The organism is Natronotalea proteinilytica (assembly GCF_055379935.1).
Genome location: NZ_AP043947.1, coordinates 1,220,885 through 1,243,525, shown reverse-complemented (window position 1 = coordinate 1,243,525; position 22,641 = coordinate 1,220,885). Strand labels below are relative to the sequence as shown.

The window sequence follows — 22,641 nt, the reverse complement described above, 5'->3', positions numbered from 1 at the left end:
TCCCTTTGTGTACAACCCGTAAAGACACCCTGCGTTACGGGGTCTCGTGCCGTTAAAATTACTCTACCTGTGCCCATGCTACGTACGATTACACCCTACCTCTTTGTGTTCACCCTCCTTCTGGTGATCTCGATAGACTACGCGGATGCGCAAACGGTACGCACATCGGTAGCCCCATCGGTGGATGTCGCTGATTCCGAGATACAGCCTGATGATCCCATCACCGTCACCTTTGAGGGCTCCCAGAGCGCACGCGACTGGATTGGAATCTACAAGGCTGATGAAACGCCCAGCCGCCATAATCCATCCGAGTTTTGGCTGTATGTCAACGGATCGCGCACGGCAGGCAATGAAATGCCACAGGCAACGATGCCGCTACACAACCATGACCTGAAGCCGGGCGACTATGCTGCCTGGCTATTGGCCGACGATGGATACGAACCGCTTGCTGATCCCGCCCCATTTACCATCACATCGTCGTCCGAGGCAGATCGCAGGCCCATCGCACGTGTGCCAGAGGGCGATCACCGAGAAGCAGAGCTCCTGCCACTAATCAATGAGGCGCGCAGTGAGGCCCGCATGTGTGGGGATGAGTACTTCCAAGCCACAGGACCAGTAGTGTGGAGCGAAGATCTGGCCATCGTTGCGCTAGATCACTCTAACGATATGACGTCGAACATCTTCCGCGGACACACCGGAAGCGATGGGTCGTCGCCACACGAGCGCGTCCGAGACCAAACATCCTCGTTTGTGTCAACAGGCGAAATCCTCTCCTACTTCTACGCCAATGTGGAAGGTGCCGTTGAAGGGTGGCTCAATAGTCCGGGGCACTGCCGCATCATCATGGGTGACTCATATACTCACATGGGCGGGGCCATTCAACATGGCCCTCGTTTTGACAACCCCAATCGTGAGGGCGCCTATCGCACAGCCGTGTTTGGCGGACTTCCCGGTGGACAGGCGGAGTTCGATGCCACCTCGTATGCTGGAGCAAATGATGACTTCGATGGCGCCATCCAGGAGCAGCGACCCACCACCCCGACTCTCCCACCAACTACGTCGTCTCCATTCGAAGGAGCCACCATTCTTGTGTATGGGCATGAGCAATGTGGAAACACTTCAGCCCTTCGACGCGACCTCGCTAACCAAGGCATTGCTTACGAGATGCGCAATGTGCGAGAGGAGATGGCCTACAACCACGAGATGTGGGGAAAAATCCGCGAGAGCACTGGTACGACGGGTAGCGTGATGCTCCCGGTTGTAGAGGTCGATGGAGCCTTGGTGAATGGAACCACCTCAGTCGAGCAGCTGAAGCATGAGCTGGAAGGTGACGAGTGACCTCTCTCCAGCCGATGCCATAGTTGGCATCAATGGCGAGATCAATTGCAAAATCAATTGCAAAGAAGCCGGAGCCCCATTCGATGCGTGGGGACTCCGGCTTCAATGTTGGCTTCAGTCTGACACGGTTTTATCCGTTGTACGAGTAGAACCCCTGTCCGGACTTACGTCCGAGATGGCCCGCAGTTACTTTTTTGCGAAGCAAGGGGCAGGGGCGGTACTTGTCGTCGCCAAGCTCGCGGTGAAGCACCTCCATAATGCCCAGGCATACATCCAGGCCGATGAAGTCGGCCAGCGTGAGTGGGCCCATTGGGTGGTTCATGCCAAGCTTCATGACGGTGTCGATGTCTTCTTTATTGGCCACGCCTTCCATGAGGCAAAACACGGCCTCGTTAATCATGGGCATCAGCACACGGTTGGATACAAAACCCGGTGCATCGTTAACTTCGACTGGGGTCTTGCCGAGGTCTTCCGCAAGCGCCTGCACAGCATCATGGGTGGCATCGCTGGTTTCCAGGCCACGCACAACCTCTACAAGCTTCATCACAGGCACGGGGTTGAAGAAGTGCATGCCTATCACATGGTCGGGGCGGCTTGTTTGTGCAGCCAGCCATGTAATCGAAATTGACGAGGTGTTCGATGCTAAAATAGCATCGGCGGGGGCCGCCTCATCGAGCGTTTCGAAGATCGGCCCTTTCACATCCGTCGTTTCAGTGACGGCTTCAATGACGAGGTCAACGTCTGCTACGCCTTCAGCCAGATCGGTGTGCGTGTGAATGCGCTTGAGCGTAGCGTCGCGCTCGTCGGTCGTAATGTGCTCTTTCTTAACCTGCCGGCTTAGGTTGGCAGCGATGGTGTCGGTGCCTTGCGAAAGAGCGTCTTCATGTACGTCGATGAGTGTAACGTCGAGGCCGTTCAGCGCAAGAACATGGGCGATGCCGTTGCCCATGGTACCGGCTCCGACAACAGCGGCGGAGGAAAAAGACATAGATTCAGTAGGTTGGAAGCGGTTTCAGCGAGCGTGCTTCCAACGTAGAAAAACATGCCCCAAGCATCCACCAAAGAATGCGCGAAAGCGCGGCGCCGGTGCAAGAAGCTCCCTAATACTACTTCAGGCGGAAGCAGCGCACGATTTGCTATGCAATCAGCATATCGTCGCGTACGGTGCCGGGCTGCTCGGCCTCTATCTGCTGTTTAGGGTCGTTGTTTTCGTCAACCAGCACCACGTTGGGGTGAAACGACTCGGCCTCTTCAGGCGTCATTTCGGCGTATGAGATCACGATGACCTGGTCGCCCTTGGCGGCGAGCCGTGCAGCGGGGCCATTCAGGCAGACCGTGCGCGAACCGGGCTCATCGGCGATGGTGTACGTCTCAAGGCGGGCCCCGTTGTTTACGTTGACTACCTGCACCTTTTCATGAGGCAGGATGCCGGCTGCATCGAGAAGCTCCTTGTCGATAGTGATTGAGCCCTCATAGTAAAGGTCGGCTTCGGTGACACGAAGCCGGTGCAGCTTCGCCTTGAACATGGTGATGGTCATACGAAAAAAGTCCTGGATCAGCTGTACAGCGAGTTACAACGGGGATTATGACGAAGCAGAGGACGGCACCTGCACAAAGGCATTATCGATGAGCCGCGTGTCGCCAAAGAATGCGGCTATGGCGATTAGTACGTCGTCGCCGGGGCGCAACTGGGTTTTGGGCTGAAGCGTGTGGGCATCAACAACAGACGTGTACTGGATGCGTGCATGGGACGATGCCGTCAGCGGGCTTCGCATCGCTCGAACCACTGCTTCCACCTGCTGTTCCCCGGCTTCAATGGCCTGCTGACCGGCTTGAATCGCCTCGTAGACGCGCGGAGCTTCAGCGCGCTCGGCCTCACTTAGATAGGCATTACGCGACGAACACGCCAGTCCGTCGGCCTCCCGCACGGTCGGAACGCCGATCACCTCTACATCAAACCGAAGGGCGCGCACAAGATGCTTTAAGATGACAAGCTGCTGCGCGTCTTTCTGACCAAACACGGCTAGATCGGGCTTGCAGGCATTGAAGAGTTTGGTCACAATGGTAACAACCCCCTCGAAATGCCCGGGCCGGTACTTGCCGCAGAGGTGATTGTTAAGCGTATGCACATCCACTGAAATGTAGGGCTCCTGGCTGGTCGAAGCGCCAAACGGATACATCGCTTCAACGGTGGGCGCAAAGACCGCCTCCACCCCGTCGTAGTCGGATAGAGAGGCGCAGTCGGCGTCGAGCGTGCGCGGATAGGCGTCGTAGTCCTCGTCGGGGGCAAACTGGGTGGGGTTCACAAAAATGGAAACAATGACCGCGTCAGCCTGCTTCTGGGCCTCTTCTACCAGTGCCAGGTGCCCTTTGTGTAGCGCGCCCATGGTGGGGACAAGCGCTACGGTGCGCTGCTGTTGATGCTGGGCATCTGACCAGCGCTGCATCGCATCGACATCGGTAAAGCGTTCCATAAATAGGGGGAAACAGGGGAAAACAAAGCGGGGGAAACCAGACGAAGGGCTAAGAGCCTTATTGGGGGGAGGCTTTCGGGAGCCCAAGGTACAAACTCAAAGTAGGTTTTAAAGACGGCCCCATAACTTAACGTATAGGTAGCGTACCCGCAACGCTTCCGTAAAATGACAAAATCTTTGTGCAGGATCGTAGGCAGAGCGCACGACATCTGCTATGTTATAGTGCTACTCGTTTCTCTCAATTGCTTGTGCTTACTTGCTTATGGCCTCTTTCCGAACTGAACATGACTCGCTGGGACCAGTGGATGTGCCTGAAGATGCTGCGTATGGCGCTCAAACACAGCGCGCCCTTGATAACTTTCCGGTAAGCTCGTTGCGCTTTTCTCGTGCCTTTATTCGGGCACTGGGCATCGTTAAGGTGGCTGCAGCGCGTGCAAACAGTGAACTGGGCCTGCTGGATGAAGACAAAGCGGCTGCGATTGAACAGGCCGGGCATGATGTGATTGCCGGACTGCTTGATGATGCATTTGTGCTCGACATTTTCCAGACCGGCAGTGGCACCTCCACCAACATGAACGCCAACGAGGTCATCGCCAACGAGGCCTCGGTGATGCTCGGCGGCGAGCGCGGCAGCAAGCTGGTGCATCCGAACGACGACGTGAACATGTCGCAGTCGTCGAACGATGTGATTCCCACCACCATGCATGTAGCCGCCCGCACGGCTCTACTCGACGAACTCGTTCCAGCATTGGAGCAGCTTCATGCGGCACTGGTCGAAAAGGCGGAAGCCTTTGACGATGTGCTCAAAAGTGGTCGTACGCACTTGATGGATGCGACGCCCATTCGGCTGGGACAAGAGTTTGGGGGATACGCTGCGCAGGTGGAAAAATGCATCGCTCGTGTCCAGCAGGGCGCGGATGAGCTTACCGAGGTGGCTCTAGGCGGCACTGCAACCGGCTCGGGGCTAAACCGGCACACCGAGTTTCCAGAGCGGGCGATTGCGCACATCAGCGGCTTAAGTGGAGTGCCGTTTGAGGAGACAAGCAATCACTTTGCTGAGCAAGCCGGTAAGGAGGCTTACGTGCAGGCGCACAGTGCCTTAAACACTACAGCCACCGCACTGCTCAAGATTGCGAACGACTTGCGACTGCTGTCGAGTGGGCCTACCAGTGGCATTGCAGAGATTACGCTGCCCACTATCCAACCCGGTTCGTCGATTATGCCTGGCAAGGTAAACCCTGTGCAGAGCGAGCAAGTCATGATGGCTGCCTCGCGCGTGATGGGTAACCACACGACGATCACAGTCGGCGGGCAACACGGCAACTTCGAACTGAACGTGATGATGCCAGTGATGGCACACGCCATGCTCGAAAGCATCGAGATTCTAACCGGAAGCGTTACAGCGTTTACCGAGAAGTGTGTGCAGGGCATCGAAGCCAATCGGAAACGCTGCCAGGAACTGCTGGAGTTAAATCCATCCATTGCTACAGCGTTGAATAGCGCCATTGGGTACGACAAAGCCTCCGAGGTGGCCAAGACAGCGGTCAAAGAAGGGAAAGCCGTGCGCACCGTCGTTCAAGAGATGGATCTGCTTAGCCAAGAGGAACTCGACGAGTATCTTGATATCCGGGCCATGACCGAACCTGGTGTGCCGGGCGAATAGACGTGCGACGTTCTGGCAGCCCGTTATGAATGGTTATGCGGTGGTATCATTGTTGCTATTCCAGCATCCGGAATAAGAGCCGCCAATCAAAGGCGGTGCGCAAACGTGATAAGGCACCAACGATTGGAGAATACATCACCGCATACGAAACTGCACGTTGGTACGTTGTTTTTGATGAGGTACCAACACATCGTTACTTACTTTTGTCCACCAACGTCCGCATTCCATCATGAGTGCCAAAGGAAAAATTTCAGTGGTTGTGTTGCTTACTGCCGCATTCATCGCGGGAGTGCTCTTTACCACGGCCGGAGCGAATCTTTTTGGGTTAGGAGATGCTGCCGGTACAGAAAGCCGGGCATCGGGATCGGGAGGCACAACGGCGATTGCTGCCGATGGCGAGCGCTTTGAGCGTGCCCTCTCCCTTGAAGACGCATTTATGGAAGTATCCGAATCGGTCAACCCGGCGGTTGTGCAAATTCAAGCTGAGCAGGTGCGTGAGCGCGGTAATCCGTTTGGGCGCAACCCATTTGAGGGCACCCCCTTTGAGGATTTCTTTGGCGGTGGACCCGGTGGCGGTAGCCCTGAATTCGAGCGCGCGCAAGGGCTTGGCTCGGGCGTTGTGGTGCGTGCGGATGGGCACATCGTAACCAATAACCATGTGATTGACGGAGCCGACAACCTGCGTGTACGCATGTATGATGGCGAAATGTACGATGCCGAGGTGGTAGGCACCGACGAATTCAGCGATCTGGCCGTTATCAAAATTGAAGCAGAAAATCTGCGCGTTGTAAGCTTCACCGACTCCGAGGCCACACGTACTGGTCAGTGGGTCATGGCCTTTGGATCGCCGCTTAGCGAAACGCTTAGCAATTCCGTCACTGCAGGCATCATTAGTGCCAAAGGGCGCCTGCAGCCGGGGCAGCAAGAATACGGCGTGCATAACTTCATCCAGACTGATGCGTCGATCAACCCCGGCAATTCAGGGGGCCCGCTTGTTAATATCAGCGGAGAACTGGTCGGTATCAACACCGCCATTGCTACGCGCACTGGACAGTTTCAGGGCATTGGGTTTGCTATTCCCTCGAACACCGTAAAGCGTGTTACCGATCAGCTGGTTGAAACGGGTCGTGTAGAGCGTGCCCGCCTTGGCGTGCAATACCAGGAGGCCACTGCATCGTTGATTCGCAATGAGAATCTGCCGCGCGGCACGGCCCAAGTGATGGAGGTGCAAGAAGGCACAGCGGCTGAAGAAGCTGGACTGCAGTCGGGCGACTTAATTCTGGCGATCGATGGGCAGGAGCTAAACGATGCGCTTGAAATCAGCAATATCATTGGATCGCATCAACCTGGCGATACGGTGGAGCTGCGAATCAACCGCGATGGAGAGACCATGACGATCACCGTAGAGCTGGGCGGATTTGACGACGACGGCGCGATTGCCGATGCAGAGTCCGACAGCCCGTCGCCCGAGTCCTCGGCTCACGAGCGTTTGCAAGACGATCTTGGCCTCACGCTGCGTGATGTGCCTGCACGCGACCTGGAGCGGCTTGGGTTGGATAACCTTGAGGGCGCAGTATTTATCGAGCGGGTTGACGTCCGCAACCCTGTGATTCGCGATTCGGGCTTGCAGTCGCGCCAGATGATTGTGCGGGCTGCTGGGCAAGATACGCCTGATGTGGAGAGTTTTGCCGAAGCGTATGACAGTGTGGCCGAGGGCGAAAGCTTCCGTGTGCACGTGATGAATCAGCAGGGGTCGACCTTCGTAACCTCGATTCAGAAGCCAAGCTCGTAAAGAACATATTGGCTGCACGATGGCACAAACGCAACGCGGCTCGAAGGAGTATATACTCCTTCGAGCCGCGTTGCCTATATACAGATACGGTCCAACTATTCGTTATTCGGTAGCGGGAAGATATTAAGTGATTGACATGTGGTTTACATCATCGCAACCCGCTCAAACCCCCTCTGTCTTCGAGCTTCGCCGCAGGCGTGATCCTGTGGACATCTCCCCCTTGGCTAAGGCTAGTCTATGCACACAACCTGAGATGGTGATAATCGTTGATGATCGCTTGCCTGTCCTGAACTCGATTTAGGATCTGGATGACATTCGAGGGGGTGGCATTTGGGGTGAAAGGGCTTTCGTCTCCATCACCGTCCCCCCGACACGTCATCCTGAACTTGATTCAGGATCCACTCCCCCGACTATTCCCCCGAGCAGACGCCCAAATGGGTTCTTGTTGTAGGATACAACAGTCTCTCATTGAACAGGCGGTGGAGGTAACCAACGTTAAATAAACAACATAGCGAAGAAAAAGTTATGTGCAAGGGCTAGTTGGCTAAGGGGAAGAAACCCGACACGAGCCCGGAGGGCGACTGATGGAGCGAAGCGGAATAAGGGAGAGGGGGTTCGAACAAGACAAAACGGCGGTGCTCGATTATCCTATCATTTAGCGTTTATCCACTACCCGTTATTCTTCTTCGCTAGATGCGTGTCCTCGGGGACGATGCTTCGGCGGAAGGCGGTCAATCAGTTCTTCAGGAAAAGACACCTGGGGAATTTGCCGCAATGTAGGCGGGGGGCCGTCGAAAAATATCTTGACTCCTTTGGTTTCATGGCGGACCAGATTCAGAGCCATCGCATATGCGCGTGCGGCTTCCTCATTCTGTTCGCTCATGGCGTGGTCATATAAGATCATGAGTTGTGCGGCAACGCTACCTATCATGTCAGAAGCGGAGTATTGCGAGGAGGCCATATACATGCAGTGTTCGTGAGCAAGCAAAACATCCCGTGTCCTCTCAACTGAATGTGCGGGCGACTGTTGCAGATTGGGTCGACAGCAATCCGAATAACCAGATGGGGAGCGAACAATCAGAAGAAAGATATCCGAAGAAAGATATCCACGGTCGGTTATCTAAAGGATAGCAGAATAGACCGATAAAAGAAAGGACCGTTCAAAAAACGTGCGCGACCTGCAACATTGCTGCTTCGGCAGAAACCAAGAGAGGGGGTATTCAGTGTTACGCATGTCTCTTGCTGTTCACCAGAGCCAACAAGTATATGCGGGGCGTAAGCTTTAAACCGAAAGGGGAAGATAACTTTTCGTCAGGCGATATCAAGACATATGGCGGGATCTACGCAGCAACTGCTGCCGACTTTGCCGCCGAGCTTGGATGCGATCCTGAGGAGTTCATCAAAACCGTGCAAGCTTCAGACATTGAGCCGCTTACCGCTGTCGGCGATGAAGCCGAGCCGCATAAGTACAGCCTTTCGTTTGAGCGTGATAAGTTCGAGGAGATCCGAAAGCTCTTCTGATTCCTGGAGCGACCGTCAGGATAGTCCGCGGTCTCATCGAGGGCAAGAAGGTCACTCGCTGATGTGATACGAGATCTCCGTGCGTCCTGCGCCTCCTAATGGCGCAGTGTAAACGCAACGACTGAGTACCCGGACTTCTGACTGTAATTAATACCTTTACAATTCCTATGCACACCTCTTCGTGCCCTACCCAAAAGCGCTTCCGGGTAGGGCACGTTGCCACAGGTAGGTGGTTGGAAGTTGCGCAGATGATGAGGCGCGTCTAACTCTCATCAGTCATGTAGCTCATCGTGCACGAAGCATCTCTTACCCTGGACCTGATCCAGGATCTTGCTCCACTCGTATCCACCGTCATAACACTGACATGTGGCAGGACAGCTATCGGAAGTGAGACTCGTTTGTAGTAGCGTAGCGGTATGTATAAGCCGTAAGATCGTTTAAAAGTCAAACAGTGAGCGGGGTTCATCAAGCTCCAGGATAATAATAATTTTCTTACCCTGTGGCTTCATCGACGAGCGTACGCCAGAGACAGCGATACGTCGAAACGACCAGCCGTTGGCCAAAGCATCGTTTACGGCGTAGAGGTCTTTTTCGGTGGCGTGATAGGGAACCACGAACTTTTTCGTTCGAACCGGCCCCTCTTCGCTCTTGTCGCCTTTAGGAGGGTCGGGGGTTGGGGCATTTGCCTTTGCTGCTTCGTCGTTCTCATCGACGCCAGCTGCGCGAATACTTGAATCGAGCCCAGTTAATATACCGCCCGTGTCCGGAGGCAAGGGTGAATCGCGGTCAGGGGGAGACCGGTCGTCAGAACTCTGGATGCGAGAAGGGCGACGCGCGCCATCTCCACTCACTGGTGGATTTGCATCGGAAGGGGCATTGTCTGACGGATGGCCTTCCGGTTCCCCATCCTGCGCGTCGGTAGCGTCGGAGGCCGCTGGATCCTCCTCTGTGTTTTCGTTGAGCAGAGGGTCGTCTTCGGGGCGGTCGAAGAAATCTTTGAAGATCGAAGAGACGGTAAGCATGATCCGGGAGGAGGTTATGGGAGGTTAGGAGTTAGAGGAGAGGTCGGCACGGCGGTGTTCGCGATTTTGCCGTATCGTCTTGTAAACTTCACCATAGCGGTCTAGCCGCTCCTCGACCTCATCAATCAGGGCCCGGTGTTCGTGTGCTCCTTGTGAGTTGGGCGCATACTCGAAGATAGACTGCCCATGTCCAGGAGCTGCTTCTATTGCAGGATCTTCATGGATTATAGTATCAAAGACCTTACCGCCATAATGTTCGCGCACCTGATGGATAATCCCCTCGGCATCATTGTCTGCCGGTGGAACACGCGTCATGAGCACACCAAGTACAGGGGCCGCTTTCCCCATCTTTTGGCGAACGTTATGAACCACCTCGCCTAGGCTGATAACACCTTCCAACGAGAGGTACGACGGTGCAATCGGTATGATGAAGCCGTCTGCGGCTACTAGCGCATTGATGGTAAGTAAAGAAGTCGAAGGGGCACAATCAACAACAACGAGATCGTAGTCATCTTCAACCGATTTGACAAGTCGATTGAGATGTTGCTCACGATTATTCGTAGCCGAAAGACGCGTATCGGCATTGGCCAAGCGCAGTGAACCGGTTAGGAGATTGAGGTTAGAGATGTTTGTACTTCGAATGGCCTGTTGCAAAGGGGCATCCCCAAATAAAACATCAGCACTGCTGGGGTTTAGGTTGTCGCGTGTCGTACCCAGTGCCAGCGAGGCAGACCCTTGACTGTCAAGGTCAATGAGCAGTACGCGGCGTCCACGCTTTGCCATGCCTGCAGCAAGGTTTACGCTCGTAGTGGTTTTTGCGACGCCTCCTTTATTGTTGACAACAGGAATCGTTTGCAGCATAGCAGTACGTAGTTAAGAATAAGAAGTACGTAAGAGAGAAAACCCGTAAGGCAGATACATACAGTGGATAAGGCCTCAAATATCACGCCATTATAAAGCTGGCAATGCCGTCATTGGTATCAGGTATGCAGGCATGGAGGGGGCGTCGTTAAGCGATCGTCTAAGTGCTTGTTTTCGGATGTAGCCTCCCCCCTTCAGACGGTTTGTCATTGCGAGCGCAGCAAGGCCTCCCGACTTAAAGAAGGGCATACTCGTTCCTAGCCCTCACAGCGCCGCGTCGGTCGCACACACTCTCTCCCCGCGATGACAATGTTGGGCCATACACCCATCACTACATAAGGGACGACGGCCGGTTTTCGTATGATGAAGCCTTGCGGATGCCACTTAGCACGGTATCATAATGCTTCCACCGCTGGGTAACCTCTTCAGTCAATGCAGCATATCCACGCGCCCCTTTCGAGTCTGGTGCGTAACTGAAGATTGAGCGATGATGAGCCGCGGCATGCTCCAGTGTTGGATCCTTCGGAATCGATGCATCAAACACTTTTTTGCCATAATGGCTGCGAAGCTGATGCGCAGCTGCTTGTGTTTCAGAATCCGTTGCATCCATCATGGTAAGGACGATCCCTGCAATGCTGATTTGGACATTGTATGTGGAGCGCGTAGAGTCGATGACTTTGCCCAGGCTTTGGAGACCTTCCAGAGAAAGATATGAGGGAGCAGTTGGAACGATAAGGCTATCAGAGGCCAGGAGTGCGTTGAGCGTTACCACCGACACTGATGGTGGACAGTCAAGCACAACCACATCGTATTCGGATTGAACATCTGGTTGGTTAAGTGCTGCGTGTAGACGCCAGGGACCATCGTTCGACGTATCAAGACGTACGCCGGCATGCGCGATATCCATAGAGGCGGGAATAAGGTCGATGTTTTCCCACGTATCTGAATAGCAAGCGTTTTCTACAGTGGATTGCCTGTACAGCAGATCCGCTGACGAAGGCCCTTCATCAAGAACATGACGAGGCACGCCCATCGTGAGAGAAGCAGAACGCTGGCTGTCAAGGTCAATCAGCAGCACACGATGATCGCGTTCAGCAAGGAATGATGAGACATTCAGTGCAGTAGTCGTTTTGCCTACGCCGCCTTTATGATTGAGGATAGCTATTGTATGCATATGGGTACTAACAGGTGCAAGGTGGGGGAAGACAGTGCTAATCCAAAGACATAGCACCGGGGGACGGGAGCCGGCTTGTACGGGTTAACGGGGAATCATGAGAAGGGTAGCATGTGAGAACTCACTGCATAACAGTGTAGACGTTGTGTGGAGCGCTTAAGTGGCGGTATAAATCGGTCCTTTTCAAAACAGTGGATCTTACTAACAGGTCAATGGCTCATATGTGCTCCTCAGATCAGCTCATACCACAGGCATTTGCATATCGTTACAGAACGAACGCAAAGATAAAAACAAAAGAGAAAAAAAGTAATGCATACATCAAGCGTGATCCGGTCCAACACAAACATGAGGTCTGCACATATTCAGCAGTAGAGAACAGGTAGGCTCCCTAAAAATACACGTTCGTTTGCAAAACATACGACGTTTAGGTACATAGGTGGTATGAGTCCCGCTACGGTTTGCCTGAGTTTGCGCACGACATATTGTTGCGTTCCAGGCAATTGTATTAACGTATCACCCAAACCTACCCATTCTACTATGGCTAACATTCGCGAATCACTCTCTGCAATCATGGATATTGATGGAGCAGAGGGAGCAGCCCTTGTTGATTACCAGTCTGGCATGACGCTAGGAACCACCGGTGGGGGCGACATTGACATGGAACTCGCTGGTGCTGCGAGTACTGAAGTGCTCCGCTCAAAAAATTCCGTGATTGACAAGCTTGGCATCAACGATTCGGTAAACGAAATTCTCGTGTCGCTCGACAAATCGTATCACCTCACCCGCGTCTTTCACGAAAACAGCAACGTGTTCACATACGTTATTCTGGACCGCGAAAAAGCCAACCTGGCTTTGGCCCGCATGACCCTGCAAGAGATCGATGAAGATCTCGAATTGCAGTAACCGTTGGTCGCAAATGCGAAGGGCCTGTGGGGCATCCTGACACCGGTAGGCAGACGGATATAGGCGCCAGCCGCTCATGTCCAGCATGAACGCGCTGCGTGGCGTTCTCCGTGTGCCTGCCGTAGTCCTCCGTCGACTCGTGTTGAGCTGCTTCATTGCGTTTAGCATGACAAACGAAAAATGCGGGGGACCCCTCCTTTGAGGGAAGGTGCCATTTAACGCTTTACCACTACCGCTATGTGCATTGCCCCACAGAAAAAGAGGGCAGTGTGATTTTTCACTTCAATCAGCTTCAATAACATGGCCAACATTCGCGAGTCGCTCAAAGAAATCATGGAGATTGAGGGTGCGACCGGTGCAACCCTTGTTGATTATCAGTCCGGTATGACCCTAGGCACAATTGGTGGTGAGGGCACCGACATGGAGCTTGCTGGAGCAGCCAATACGGAAGTCGTGCGGTCAAAAAAGGAAATGATTGACCGGATGGGTATTGATGACGGACTCAACGAGATTCTGATCTCGCTTAACGATGAGTATCATCTGATACGGGTTCTTCCTGAAAATGATAACGTGTTCACGTACGTGATGCTTAACCGTGAGCAGGCCAATCTCGGACTTGCTCGCTTGCGCATTCAGGAAATCGACGAGAAGCTCACGCTAGAGTAATTCGGGAAGCGATCGCTTCCTAAACGATGCTATATTGAATCAATCAGACCAATCGTTGGCAGACCCTGAATCTTTTTCTGGCAAAGCGCACCAGCATCTCAACGTTGAGATAAAGGCACGCGTAGACGATCTGGCTCCTATTCGTACGTGGTTAGATGTTCACGAAGCAACACGCGTGGGCACCGATACGCAGCGAGACACGTATCTAGACGTTCCAAACGGACGCCTCAAGGTACGCGAAGGGACGATCGAGCAGGGGCTTATCTTTTACAAGCGCCCCGACCAAGCGGGACCGAAGCCGTCTCAGGTTGAGCGGGTCGATCCTGGAGAGGCCCTTGACGGGGTGAAAACCGTACTCCAGGCAGCCCTCTCCGTAGATGTGGTCGTTGAGAAAACACGCACCATCTACTGGGTCGATCACGTAAAAGTACATCTTGATGACGTTGCGAGACTCGGCACATTCGTTGAGTTGGAGGCGGTAGCCCCTACGCCAAATGCTACCGAATCAGAACTCCGCGCCGATTGTGAGCACCTCATGGATCAGTTGGGGCTGACCGTCGAGCAATTGGTTGACACATCGTACTCAGACATGGTGCGTGCGCTAAAGACGTAACATATCTTTAAACTCCTCGCTTATGTCATTGTGAGCGGTGTCGTTGCAAGCGGAGCGACGCGCCCTGACTTGTAGAGGAAGTACTCATTCGCTATCGCTCACAGCGTCACCTCGGTCGCAGCTCCCCTCCCAAAAAAACCTGTCATGGTGAGCGAAGGCCGACGGAGGAGGCCCATGTAGCCGCCGAATGGCATTCGGTGGAACCATCTCCGCGAGGTTCAGCGGCTACTGGTGATTCAACGGCCCTGTCCAGTTCGTGGGAGATCTTTATTCGCTACGCTCATCAGTCGCTTCGCTCGTGTCAGGACTCCGCGTCTCCTAGACGGAGCCGCTCCGCTCAAGATGACTTCATTTAACGGAGCAGTGCATACCCAAAGCGGACGTGTGAGAACACTTACCGCCCTGTCACACGTCAAAGTTTGGGTGGTGTGGTGCCAATAATCCGACTGCGTTGTCAGGGGAGATCCCGGCTCTGGGGCGCTGAGGCGCCTTGGCCGGGATGACTATGAGGGTTGATAGCTCATGATCCACCCCAGGACTCAGGTGTGACACAGCACTACTGCTCTGTCACACCTGAATGTCAGGGTCCAACATTGTCATCGCGAGGAGGGAGCCCTGCGACTGACGCGGCGCTGGGCGCAGCCCGAGTACTCCTGGGGTGCGATCTCATGCCGTGGATTGGGCGGCTGCATCCGGTCTGATAGCATGAGATTGCGTCGCTGCGCTCGCAATGACAAGATGGTGAGTTATTCTCGGTACGTTAGAGGGCCATGCGTTACCCGAAGATTGACGTGTGACAGAGTACTACGAGCCTGAAAACGAGGCCTCTCGCTTCTCGATAAACGCTTGCACACCCTCTTTGTGATCATCGGTTTGAACGGCCAGGCTTTGGTGCAATGCCTCGTGCTCGATCGTCGCGTCAAGAGAGCTGGTTTCTGCATGCCGCAAGCAGGCTTTGGTCCACTGCAGGGCTTTCGTTGGACGCTGTGCAAAGCGGGTAGCATAGGCGTGAGCGTTCTCAAGCAAGGCGTCCGGAGGGGTGGTGCGATTGGCTATCCCCCATGCTATGCACTGCTCCGCTGGAATGGGATCTGACAGAGCAAGCATTTCAAAGGCCCGTGCATATCCCAATTGACGCACCAGAAAATACGCCACGCCGGAGTCAGGTACAAAACCAATGGAGCTAAAGCCCGCAACCAACACCGCGTCGTCAGCCATTACGCGCAGGTCGCATGCCAGCGCTAAAGCGAGCCCCGCACCAGCAGCTGACCCACCAATGGCAGCGACCACCGGAACGGGGCAGTCCACAATGCGACGGACAAGGGGCCCATACCGGTCTAACACGTGGCGGTGAATCGTTTCAGGAGCGGGCGTCGGACGCAAAAACTGCAGGTCGGCTCCTGCACAGAAGGCCGGGCCCGCGCCATGAAGCACAATGGATCGCACATCATCGTGATACGGTACGGTTGCGAACGCATCGCGTAGCGCCTCATCCAACTCAGGACTTAGGGCGTTACGCCGCTTCGGGCGATTCATTTGAATCGATGCAACGGCACCCTCAATGGATACATTAACAGGGGATTCCTTAGACATAAGAGATATATGAGAGATCGAGAAAGCAACATGTGCGCGCCACATTTTGCATGCACGCTCTGACTCATCTACGCAGGCCAGCCTCTAAAGTTAACAAACTCGATCCATCCGACTGCATCGCCAGTTAATCTTGATGATCATGCTCCTGATTTATACATTAACTCGTACTTAACTCTGTTAAGCGACCATGCAAATGGTGGTGCGCCGTCGTTTTCATGGAGTAGTGGAGTCGCTATGAGAGCACGTATATTCTTAATGTCACAGATCCCGATGAATGATACTCTTTGGCATGGATGGCTGATCGCTGCTGTTCTTTTGGTTGTAGGGGGCAGTGCTGCCCATGCGCAGAACGTAGAGGGCGTAGTTGTAGATGAAGGGGGCGAGTCGCTTCCGGGGGTTAACATTGTTGTGCAAGAAACACAGCAGGGCACCGCAACGGATGCGGACGGGAGATTCGCACTGAACATCCCCTTTGAGGATGAGCCCACCGTGCAGATCCGCTTTTCCTTCATCGGATTTGAGCCCCAAACCGTTACCGTAGATGGGCCCACAAGCAACGTAGAAGTGGTAATGCGCGAAGAAATAGCGCGCGGGGAAGAGATTATCGTGTCAGCGTCGCGCGTTGATGAACGAGTGCTGGAAGTGCCCGTCACCATCGGACGGCTGTCGGCACGTGATCTTACGTCGCGTCCGGCGATTGATCTAGTCGCCAGCATGGAGTCGATGCCCGGCATTGACGTGAGTCGCTCCAGCATGCTGGTGAACAGCCCATCAACACGTGGCTTCAACAGCACAAAGTCGGAGCGCGTCATCCAGCTTGCCGACTATGTGGATTTTGTGGCGCCGTCGCTCTCTGTCTATTCTGGCAACACTTCGGGGCCGCCTCGTATTGACCTGGAGAGCGTTGACGTGATCCACGGGGCCAGTTCGGCGCTGTATGGACCAAACGCCTTCAACGGCGTCATCATCAAGAATACGCGCGATCCGTTTACCGATCAAGGGGTCGACCTAGAGTTGCGCGGCGGTACGCGCGACATGGTGGATGTGTCGGGGCGTCTTGCGCAGGGCTTCTTCGACAACCGTATTGCCGTTAAGCTGGTCGGACGTTTTATGCAGGCCAACGAGTTCATCAGTAGCAACTTTGATGCACAGTCTATCGCCAACAACAATGATCCAGGCGATGCCCGTGGGTTTGCAGCCGTGAATCGATACGGCGACCTGAACTTGAGCGACATCGGCGCTACGTCTGACATTCTCGAAAACGCGGGTATTGACACCGATCAGCATAACATTTTTCTGCCCGGCTATTCCGAGGAGGCGCTTGTCGGAAGTGACCTCAATGCCAGCACGTGGCAAATCAACCCAATGGTTAGCGCACAACTCTCCGATGATGTTCGGGCAACGTACTGGTATCGTTTTTCGAGTAGCGAGGGCATTTATCAGAGCAACAGCCGTTTCCGGTGGGATGGTATCACCGTAAGCACCAACGCGGTAGAGCTTGAGGGCTCCGACTGGCTCCTACGCGGCTACCGCACAGCTGATAATTCGGGCGACAGCTTTGACATCAACCTGCTGGGGTCGCTCATGAACGCCGAGCAGGGGTACCGCATTGGCAACCGCTCACTCGACGATATGAGCGAGGCTGAGCGCAATCGGGCCGAGTTCTTGGAAGATCTAAATATCGGATATGCCGGTGCCTACGCGTTTGTATATGGCGATGCATATCAGGCTGCCATCGAGCAAGGCTTGAGTCCAGAAGAGGCCTTCGAGCAGGCGCAACAAGCGGCGGCAGACGTGCTTCCGCAGCCCGGGCAAGAGCGATTTGACGTAGCCCGAACCGCCACGCTAAACCGCGCTACCGATGAAACCCGCCCTACCTTCGATATCAACTCAACCCTCTATCATGCCGAAGGGCAGTATACCATCGACACGGAGCTCATTGAGGCCACACTGGGTGGCAACTATCGTCAGTACCGGCTCACTTCGGCAGGCACGCTGTTCTCGGATGGCGAGGTGGCCTCGCCCATCAATCCCGATGGGACTCGCGATGTGCGCGATGGTATCGACAATTACGAGTACGGCGGTTTCATGCGCCTCCAGCGCGGATTTGCAAACGACCGGCTCACGCTCTCGGCGGTAGGGCGTGTGGACGCATTCCGCAACTTTGATACGCAGTTTTCGCCGCGCCTCTCGGGGGTGCTCACCCTGGGCGAAGAGCGCCAGCACAACATCCGTTTAAACTACGCTAGCGCCTTTCGCCCCCCAGCCCAATTGGATCAGCACATCTACCTGGATGTGGGACCGCTGCTACTCCGCGGCAATACGGGCGATGGCTATGTGGGGGCCGACCCAACCGTCGATCTTGAGCAACAGGTGGCAAATGAGGCGTTGTTTCAGATTGACCCGCTTGATGTTGAAGAGATGGAGAGCATCGAAGTCGGCTACAAAACACGCATTGGCAACTTGTTTGCTGACATCAGCTACTATCGGAGCAATTATTCAGGCTTCATTGGCACGCGCGAGTTTATTGGTAAAGAAGATGGAAGCGCCATCACGGAAGCCGACCTGGATCGGGCCGACAACGATCCGCTCCGCCCGCGGTTGCTTCGTGTATGGGTGAACGCCGATGAGGACCTCACCACGCAGGGTATCCAAACAGGACTGGAGTATCAGTTCACACGAGCTCTTCGGTTTCGAGGCAACTACACCTGGTCTACCATTAGCGATGATGATCTAGGTGAAGAGGTGCGCCTCGGGTTTAATACGCCAGAGCATAAGTTTAACGTAGGTCTTTGGGGCGAGATACAAGGGCGGTTTACCTATCACGCCAATCTACGCTGGCATGACGCGTATCAGTACCAAATGCCGTTTGCAGAAGGCCCCATTGATGCGCAAACGTCAATTGATGCGCAAATCGGATACAACGTGCCTCGCTTACGAACGACGGTTACCCTTGGCGGCACCAACCTGACTGACACCGATTATGTGTCGGCGTACGGTGCCGCTCCCATGGGGCGTATGGTGTACCTTGGGGTCGAGGTGAATTACTGATAAGCGGATTTAGTGGGTGGATGGTTTCCCCTCGATCTTAGTCTTCCGCCTCGATACATGTTTTAACGTGGTTCAATGGCCGCCCGGGATATCTGCGTCATGGCGAACGAATGGACGCTCTGCGTCCGACGTACAAGACCCGGGTGGCGAGTTGGGGACGCTGGAGTGTTCCACTGGTGCATCGCCATGAGAGTAGGAATGTTGTCGCATCCGTATCGCTCGAACTTGCCCGTCTGCGTTCTCGTAGCATTGTACTTGCTTACTCTTGCTGACTAATCACTCTTCTCTCTGTTATGTCCACCTGGCTCATATACGGGGCGTACGGGTATACCGGGCAGCTCATTTGTGCGGAAGCCGATCGGCGCGACATCTCTTTTTGTGTGGCTGGTCGCAATGCGGAGCGGGTGCAGGCCATAGCACAGCAGTACGACGTGCCCGGATACCCCGTTGCTCTCAACGAAACCGATGGGCTTCACACCGCACTCGACACTGTCGATGGAGTAATGCATTGCGCTGGCCCCTTCGAAGATACGGCCCTTCCGATGGTTGAAGCCTGTTTGGCCACCGAGACCCACTATCTGGACATTACGGGAGAGTGGAATGTATTTGAGGCGCTTCAACACTATGATAAGAATGCCCAAGAGGCGGGCATTATCGTGCTTCCAGGCACTGGCTTCGACGTAGTACCTACCGATTGTGTAGCTAACACCCTGTCCAACGCATGTCCAGAGGCCACCTCCCTGGCACTTGGGTTTGTGGGACTTGGTGCCATCTCGCGCGGCACAGCCCGTACGGCACTTCGTGGATGGGGCGACGGGAGCCGCATGCGTCAAAACGGAAGGCTCGTTACGATTCCGGCAGGTACCCACACTCGCAGCATCGATATTGCAGGACGCAAGCGCACCCTTACCGCGATTCCGTGGGGCGATGTGAGCACGGCGTACTGGTCTACCCAGATCCCCACAATCGCCGTGTACACCTACATCCCTTCGCTAATGCGCACCCTGATGCGCTGGGCCGATCGACTTCCCAACCTACTCCAGTCGCTTCTTCGTCCATTGCTGGATGTGTATATACGTCGCACGGTTGACGGTCCCGACGCCAACGCGCGCCAGACTGGGGCCTCGTACGTGTGGGGGGAAGTACAGGCGCCCGATGGCATCACATACACTGCACGGTGGGAAGGCCCTGAAGGCTACACCCTTACCGCCCGCACTTCTGTAGAAATTATGCATCGGCTGAGCACCGCCGCGTCGTCGGTGCCGACTGGTTATCAAACCCCGGCTACGGCGTTCGGGGCTGATTTGGTGGAATCCGTTGAAGGAAGCTCTCCCATTTCAATTCAACAGACAGCCCCGTAGTACGTGCTTGGCGTGGTTCAATGGCCGCCCGGGAATATACGCTCTGCGTCCAACGCCCTCCCTGCAGACTCGGCACGTCCAGGGCGCGTGGGGGCCCATGAACACTGAGCAGCAGAGCACTCCGATCGCAGGGCGCTGATGACCGGAAAGGGGAAGACTCGTAATTTTGGTAGCGGTTCAATGGTAAGTGATTGTCGTATAGCCGACACTATCGAATCCGGCTCAACCTCCTGTCTTCGAGCTTCGCCGCAGGCGTGATCCTGTGGACATCTCCCCCTTGGAAAAGGCTAGTCTATGCACACAACCTGAAATGGTGATAATCGTTGACGATCGCTTGCCTGTCCTGAACTCGATTTAGGATCTGGATGACATTCGAGGGGGTGGCATTTGAGGTGAAAGGGAGCTTTCGTCTCCAGCACCGTCCCCCCGACACGTCATCCTGAACTTGATTCAGGACCCACTCGTCCGAGCAGACGCCCAGGTGGATTCTTCAGGTGGGTTCTTTTTGTGGGGTCCAACAGTCTCTCATTGAACAGACGGTGGGGAAGTCAAATTTCCCATCAACGAAATATCAGAGAGAAAGTTATGTGCAAGGGCTAGTTGGCTAAGGGGAGAAACCCGACACGAGCCCGGAGGGCGACTGATGGAGCGAAGCGGAATAAGGGAAAGGGGGTTCCAAGAAGACGAAGTTGCGGTGTCCAATCACCTTATCACTTAGCGTCTACCCACTACCGTAGTTGCTTCTGTAGACAAGACGCAGGAGTTACTCGAAGGCAGCACACGTCTGCAACACCGATCCGCTCCTCTCGAAGCGCGCTACGCCTGCTTAGGCGAGACGGTGTCGTGGCGCCGGTGCTGCAGCATCCACAGCTCCGCGTAGCGCCCGTTCTCCGCGAGGAGCCGGTCGTGCGTGCCCGATTCAACGAGCTGTCCGTCTTCCATAACGAGAATGGTGTCGGCCGCTTCGATGGTGCTGAGGCGATGGGCAATCACCACAGAGGTGAGTCCGTCGCCGCGGGCGAAGAGGCCGTCGAGCGCATCCTGAATGACAGCCTCCGACTCGCTGTCGAGGTCCGACGTGGCCTCATCCAGAAGCAAGACCTGCGCCTCCTTCAGAATGGCGCGGGCGATGGCCACCCGCTGCTTCTGTCCGCCCGAGAGCCGGATCCCGCGCTCGCCGATCTGCGTGTCGTAGCCGCTGGGCAGCCCCTCGATGAACGCGTGGGCGTTTGCCATATGCGCCGCGCGCCGCACGTCGGCCTCGGTCGCCTCGGGTTCGGCATAGCAGATGTTGGAGGCCACGGTGCCCGAAAACAACGTGGGATCCTGCGGCACAAGCGCGATCTTGCGGCGCAGGGCCTTTAGGTCGAACGAGCGCAGGTCGTTTCCGCCAAGCGTGACGCTCCCGTCCTGCGGGTCCCAGAACCGGCCGATCAGGTTGGCCACCGTGCTCTTGCCGGCGCCCGAGGAGCCCACGAGTGCTGCTGTTTCGCCGTGCGGAATCTGCATCGAAACGCCACGCAGCGCGGGTTCTTTCGCGTCGGGATACGTGAAGCGGACGTCGTTGAGCGCAATCGTGCTGGCAGGCACGTCGGTCTTCGATCCGCCCGACTCGGGCTCGGTCTCCATCAAGTTCGACAGGCGCTCCAGTGCCGCCATGCCCGACTGCAGCTTATCGTTGAAAAACATCACCGACTTAACCGGCCCCTGAAGCTGCCGCTGATACATGATGAACGCCGTCAGTTCGCCCAGTGTGAGCGTCTCCCCCACCACCATCCAGCCGCCGATCAGAAGCAGCGCGCCGAGTCCGTAGTTGGCAGTGATGTTCACGAGGCCCTCCATCTTGCCCACGTCTTTGCGGCGGTCGAGGTTGAGATCGACGTAGGCCTGATTCTGGCGTCCAAAGCGATCGCGCTCCTGGTCCTCCCCTACGAAGGCCTTGACCACGCGGATGTTGGAGATGGCTTCGGTGGAGGTGGCGGTGAGGCGCGCCACCGTTTCGCGGATGTCGCGCGAGGCCTCACGCAGCGGCTCCTGGTAGTAGTACGTGATGAGGGCCAGCAGCGGCAGCACCACCAGGTTGACCAGCGCGAGCTTCCAGTTCATGATCACCAGAATGGCGGCCACCACAATGATCGCGACGAGCTGTCCCGACAGCCGCGACGCCGCCGCCTGAATCATCCCCTCCAGCGCATTCGGATCGCTGACGACCCGCGAGCTGAGCGACCCGGACTGCTCGTCGGCAAAGCGCGACACCGGTAGCTTCATGAGATGGTTGTACGCATCCATGCGCACGTCGCTCACCACGTGCTGCGTGAGCGCAAAGCTCCAGTACATGCCCGCATACTCGATAATCGCCCGAAAGAGATAAAACCCGGCAAACGCGGCGCCGAACCACAGAAAGAGCGTCATGTCGCCTTCCGGGATGACCGTGTCGAAGGCGTAGCGCACAAACTGCGGCCCGAGCGATTCAAGCGCAGCCGTAAAGCTGATAAGCGCCACGAGCGCCAGCACCCGCGCTTTGTAGGGCGCCAGCACGCTCCAGAGCCGCTTCAATATGGCAAGGGTAGACTGGCGCGGCTCGGTGTTGGGGTTGGACATACAGGCTT

18 protein-coding genes are annotated in these 22,641 nt (G+C 55.5%); 9 read left to right on the top strand and 9 right to left on the bottom strand.

What is annotated here, in order from left to right:
* Nucleotides 1–75 precede the first annotated feature (75 nt).
* Nucleotides 76–1,338, top strand: a complete 1,263-nt coding sequence (locus ACZ5AL_RS05115) for a CAP domain-containing protein (protein ID WP_464512619.1) — start codon at nt 76–78, stop codon at nt 1,336–1,338.
* A gap of 130 nt (nt 1,339–1,468) precedes the next feature.
* Here ACZ5AL_RS05115 and ACZ5AL_RS05110 read toward each other — a convergent pair whose 3' ends face one another.
* From ACZ5AL_RS05110 to panC, 3 genes are all read right to left on the bottom strand, one after another.
* Nucleotides 1,469–2,326, bottom strand: coding sequence for a 3-hydroxybutyryl-CoA dehydrogenase (locus ACZ5AL_RS05110; RefSeq protein ID WP_464512617.1), 858 nt, complete (start codon nt 2,324–2,326; stop codon nt 1,469–1,471).
* Between the two features lie 148 nt (nt 2,327–2,474).
* Nucleotides 2,475–2,876 (bottom strand): aspartate 1-decarboxylase, encoded by a 402-nt coding sequence (panD, locus tag ACZ5AL_RS05105; protein ID WP_464512616.1) that lies wholly within the window; start codon nt 2,874–2,876, stop codon nt 2,475–2,477.
* Nucleotides 2,877–2,921: 45 nt separating this feature from the next.
* Nucleotides 2,922–3,812, bottom strand: coding sequence for a pantoate--beta-alanine ligase (panC, locus tag ACZ5AL_RS05100; protein WP_464512615.1), 891 nt, complete (start codon nt 3,810–3,812; stop codon nt 2,922–2,924).
* Between the two features lie 262 nt (nt 3,813–4,074).
* On the opposite strand from panC, the gene ACZ5AL_RS05095 reads away from it, so the two are divergent.
* Nucleotides 4,075–5,475, top strand: a complete 1,401-nt coding sequence (locus ACZ5AL_RS05095; RefSeq protein ID WP_464512614.1) for a class II fumarate hydratase — start codon at nt 4,075–4,077, stop codon at nt 5,473–5,475.
* A gap of 229 nt (nt 5,476–5,704) precedes the next feature.
* A complete protein-coding gene (locus ACZ5AL_RS05090) occupies nt 5,705–7,267 on the top strand; it encodes a trypsin-like peptidase domain-containing protein (protein ID WP_464512612.1) in 1,563 nt (520 codons plus the stop codon).
* Nucleotides 7,268–7,943: 676 nt separating this feature from the next.
* Here the strand turns inward: ACZ5AL_RS05090 and ACZ5AL_RS05085 are convergent.
* Complete coding sequence (locus ACZ5AL_RS05085) at nt 7,944–8,228, bottom strand: hypothetical protein (RefSeq protein ID WP_464512611.1); 285 nt, start codon at nt 8,226–8,228, stop codon at nt 7,944–7,946.
* Between the two features lie 305 nt (nt 8,229–8,533).
* Between ACZ5AL_RS05085 and ACZ5AL_RS05080 the strand changes: the two genes are divergently transcribed.
* Nucleotides 8,534–8,788, top strand: coding sequence for a hypothetical protein (locus ACZ5AL_RS05080; RefSeq protein ID WP_464512610.1), 255 nt, complete (start codon nt 8,534–8,536; stop codon nt 8,786–8,788).
* A gap of 437 nt (nt 8,789–9,225) precedes the next feature.
* On the opposite strand, the gene ACZ5AL_RS05075 is transcribed toward ACZ5AL_RS05080, so the two are convergent.
* The 3 genes from ACZ5AL_RS05075 to ACZ5AL_RS05065 all read right to left on the bottom strand — a co-directional run bounded on the left by ACZ5AL_RS05075 (nt 9,226) and on the right by ACZ5AL_RS05065 (nt 11,845).
* On the bottom strand, nt 9,226–9,810 hold the full coding sequence (locus tag ACZ5AL_RS05075; protein ID WP_464512608.1) for a hypothetical protein: 585 nt from the start codon (nt 9,808–9,810) through the stop codon (nt 9,226–9,228).
* A 24-nt stretch (nt 9,811–9,834) separates the two neighbouring features.
* Nucleotides 9,835–10,671, bottom strand: coding sequence for a ParA family protein (locus tag ACZ5AL_RS05070; RefSeq protein ID WP_464512607.1), 837 nt, complete (start codon nt 10,669–10,671; stop codon nt 9,835–9,837).
* Nucleotides 10,672–11,002: 331 nt separating this feature from the next.
* Complete coding sequence (locus ACZ5AL_RS05065; RefSeq protein ID WP_464512606.1) at nt 11,003–11,845, bottom strand: ParA family protein; 843 nt, start codon at nt 11,843–11,845, stop codon at nt 11,003–11,005.
* Nucleotides 11,846–12,382: 537 nt separating this feature from the next.
* Here ACZ5AL_RS05065 and ACZ5AL_RS05060 point away from each other — a divergent pair.
* The 3 genes from ACZ5AL_RS05060 (at nt 12,383) to ACZ5AL_RS05050 (ending at nt 14,027) form a co-directional block, all read left to right on the top strand.
* Nucleotides 12,383–12,748 (top strand): hypothetical protein, encoded by a 366-nt coding sequence (locus tag ACZ5AL_RS05060; protein WP_464512604.1) that lies wholly within the window; start codon nt 12,383–12,385, stop codon nt 12,746–12,748.
* 300 nt (nt 12,749–13,048) lie between these two features.
* Nucleotides 13,049–13,414: a hypothetical protein gene (locus ACZ5AL_RS05055; RefSeq protein ID WP_464512603.1), complete on the top strand. Its 366-nt coding sequence runs from the start codon at nt 13,049–13,051 to the stop codon at nt 13,412–13,414.
* A gap of 55 nt (nt 13,415–13,469) precedes the next feature.
* Nucleotides 13,470–14,027 carry a class IV adenylate cyclase gene (locus tag ACZ5AL_RS05050; RefSeq protein ID WP_464512602.1) on the top strand — a complete coding sequence of 186 codons (558 nt, stop codon included), beginning with the start codon at nt 13,470–13,472 and terminating at the stop codon, nt 14,025–14,027.
* An 804-nt stretch (nt 14,028–14,831) separates the two neighbouring features.
* Here the strand turns inward: ACZ5AL_RS05050 and ACZ5AL_RS05045 are convergent.
* The gene (locus ACZ5AL_RS05045) at nt 14,832–15,620 is read right to left on the bottom strand and encodes an enoyl-CoA hydratase/isomerase family protein (protein WP_464512601.1); all 789 of its coding nucleotides are present in this window, start codon (nt 15,618–15,620) and stop codon (nt 14,832–14,834) included.
* Between the two features lie 270 nt (nt 15,621–15,890).
* Here ACZ5AL_RS05045 and ACZ5AL_RS05040 point away from each other — a divergent pair, with 270 nt between their 5' ends.
* Both ACZ5AL_RS05040 and ACZ5AL_RS05035 read left to right on the top strand, forming a co-directional pair.
* The gene (locus ACZ5AL_RS05040) at nt 15,891–18,671 is read left to right on the top strand and encodes a TonB-dependent receptor (protein ID WP_464512599.1); all 2,781 of its coding nucleotides are present in this window, start codon (nt 15,891–15,893) and stop codon (nt 18,669–18,671) included.
* 293 nt (nt 18,672–18,964) lie between these two features.
* Complete coding sequence (locus ACZ5AL_RS05035; protein ID WP_464512598.1) at nt 18,965–20,032, top strand: saccharopine dehydrogenase family protein; 1,068 nt, start codon at nt 18,965–18,967, stop codon at nt 20,030–20,032.
* A gap of 816 nt (nt 20,033–20,848) precedes the next feature.
* Here ACZ5AL_RS05035 and ACZ5AL_RS05030 read toward each other — a convergent pair.
* Complete coding sequence (locus ACZ5AL_RS05030; RefSeq protein WP_464512597.1) at nt 20,849–22,633, bottom strand: ABC transporter ATP-binding protein; 1,785 nt, start codon at nt 22,631–22,633, stop codon at nt 20,849–20,851.
* Between the last annotated feature and the right edge of the window lie 8 nt (nt 22,634–22,641).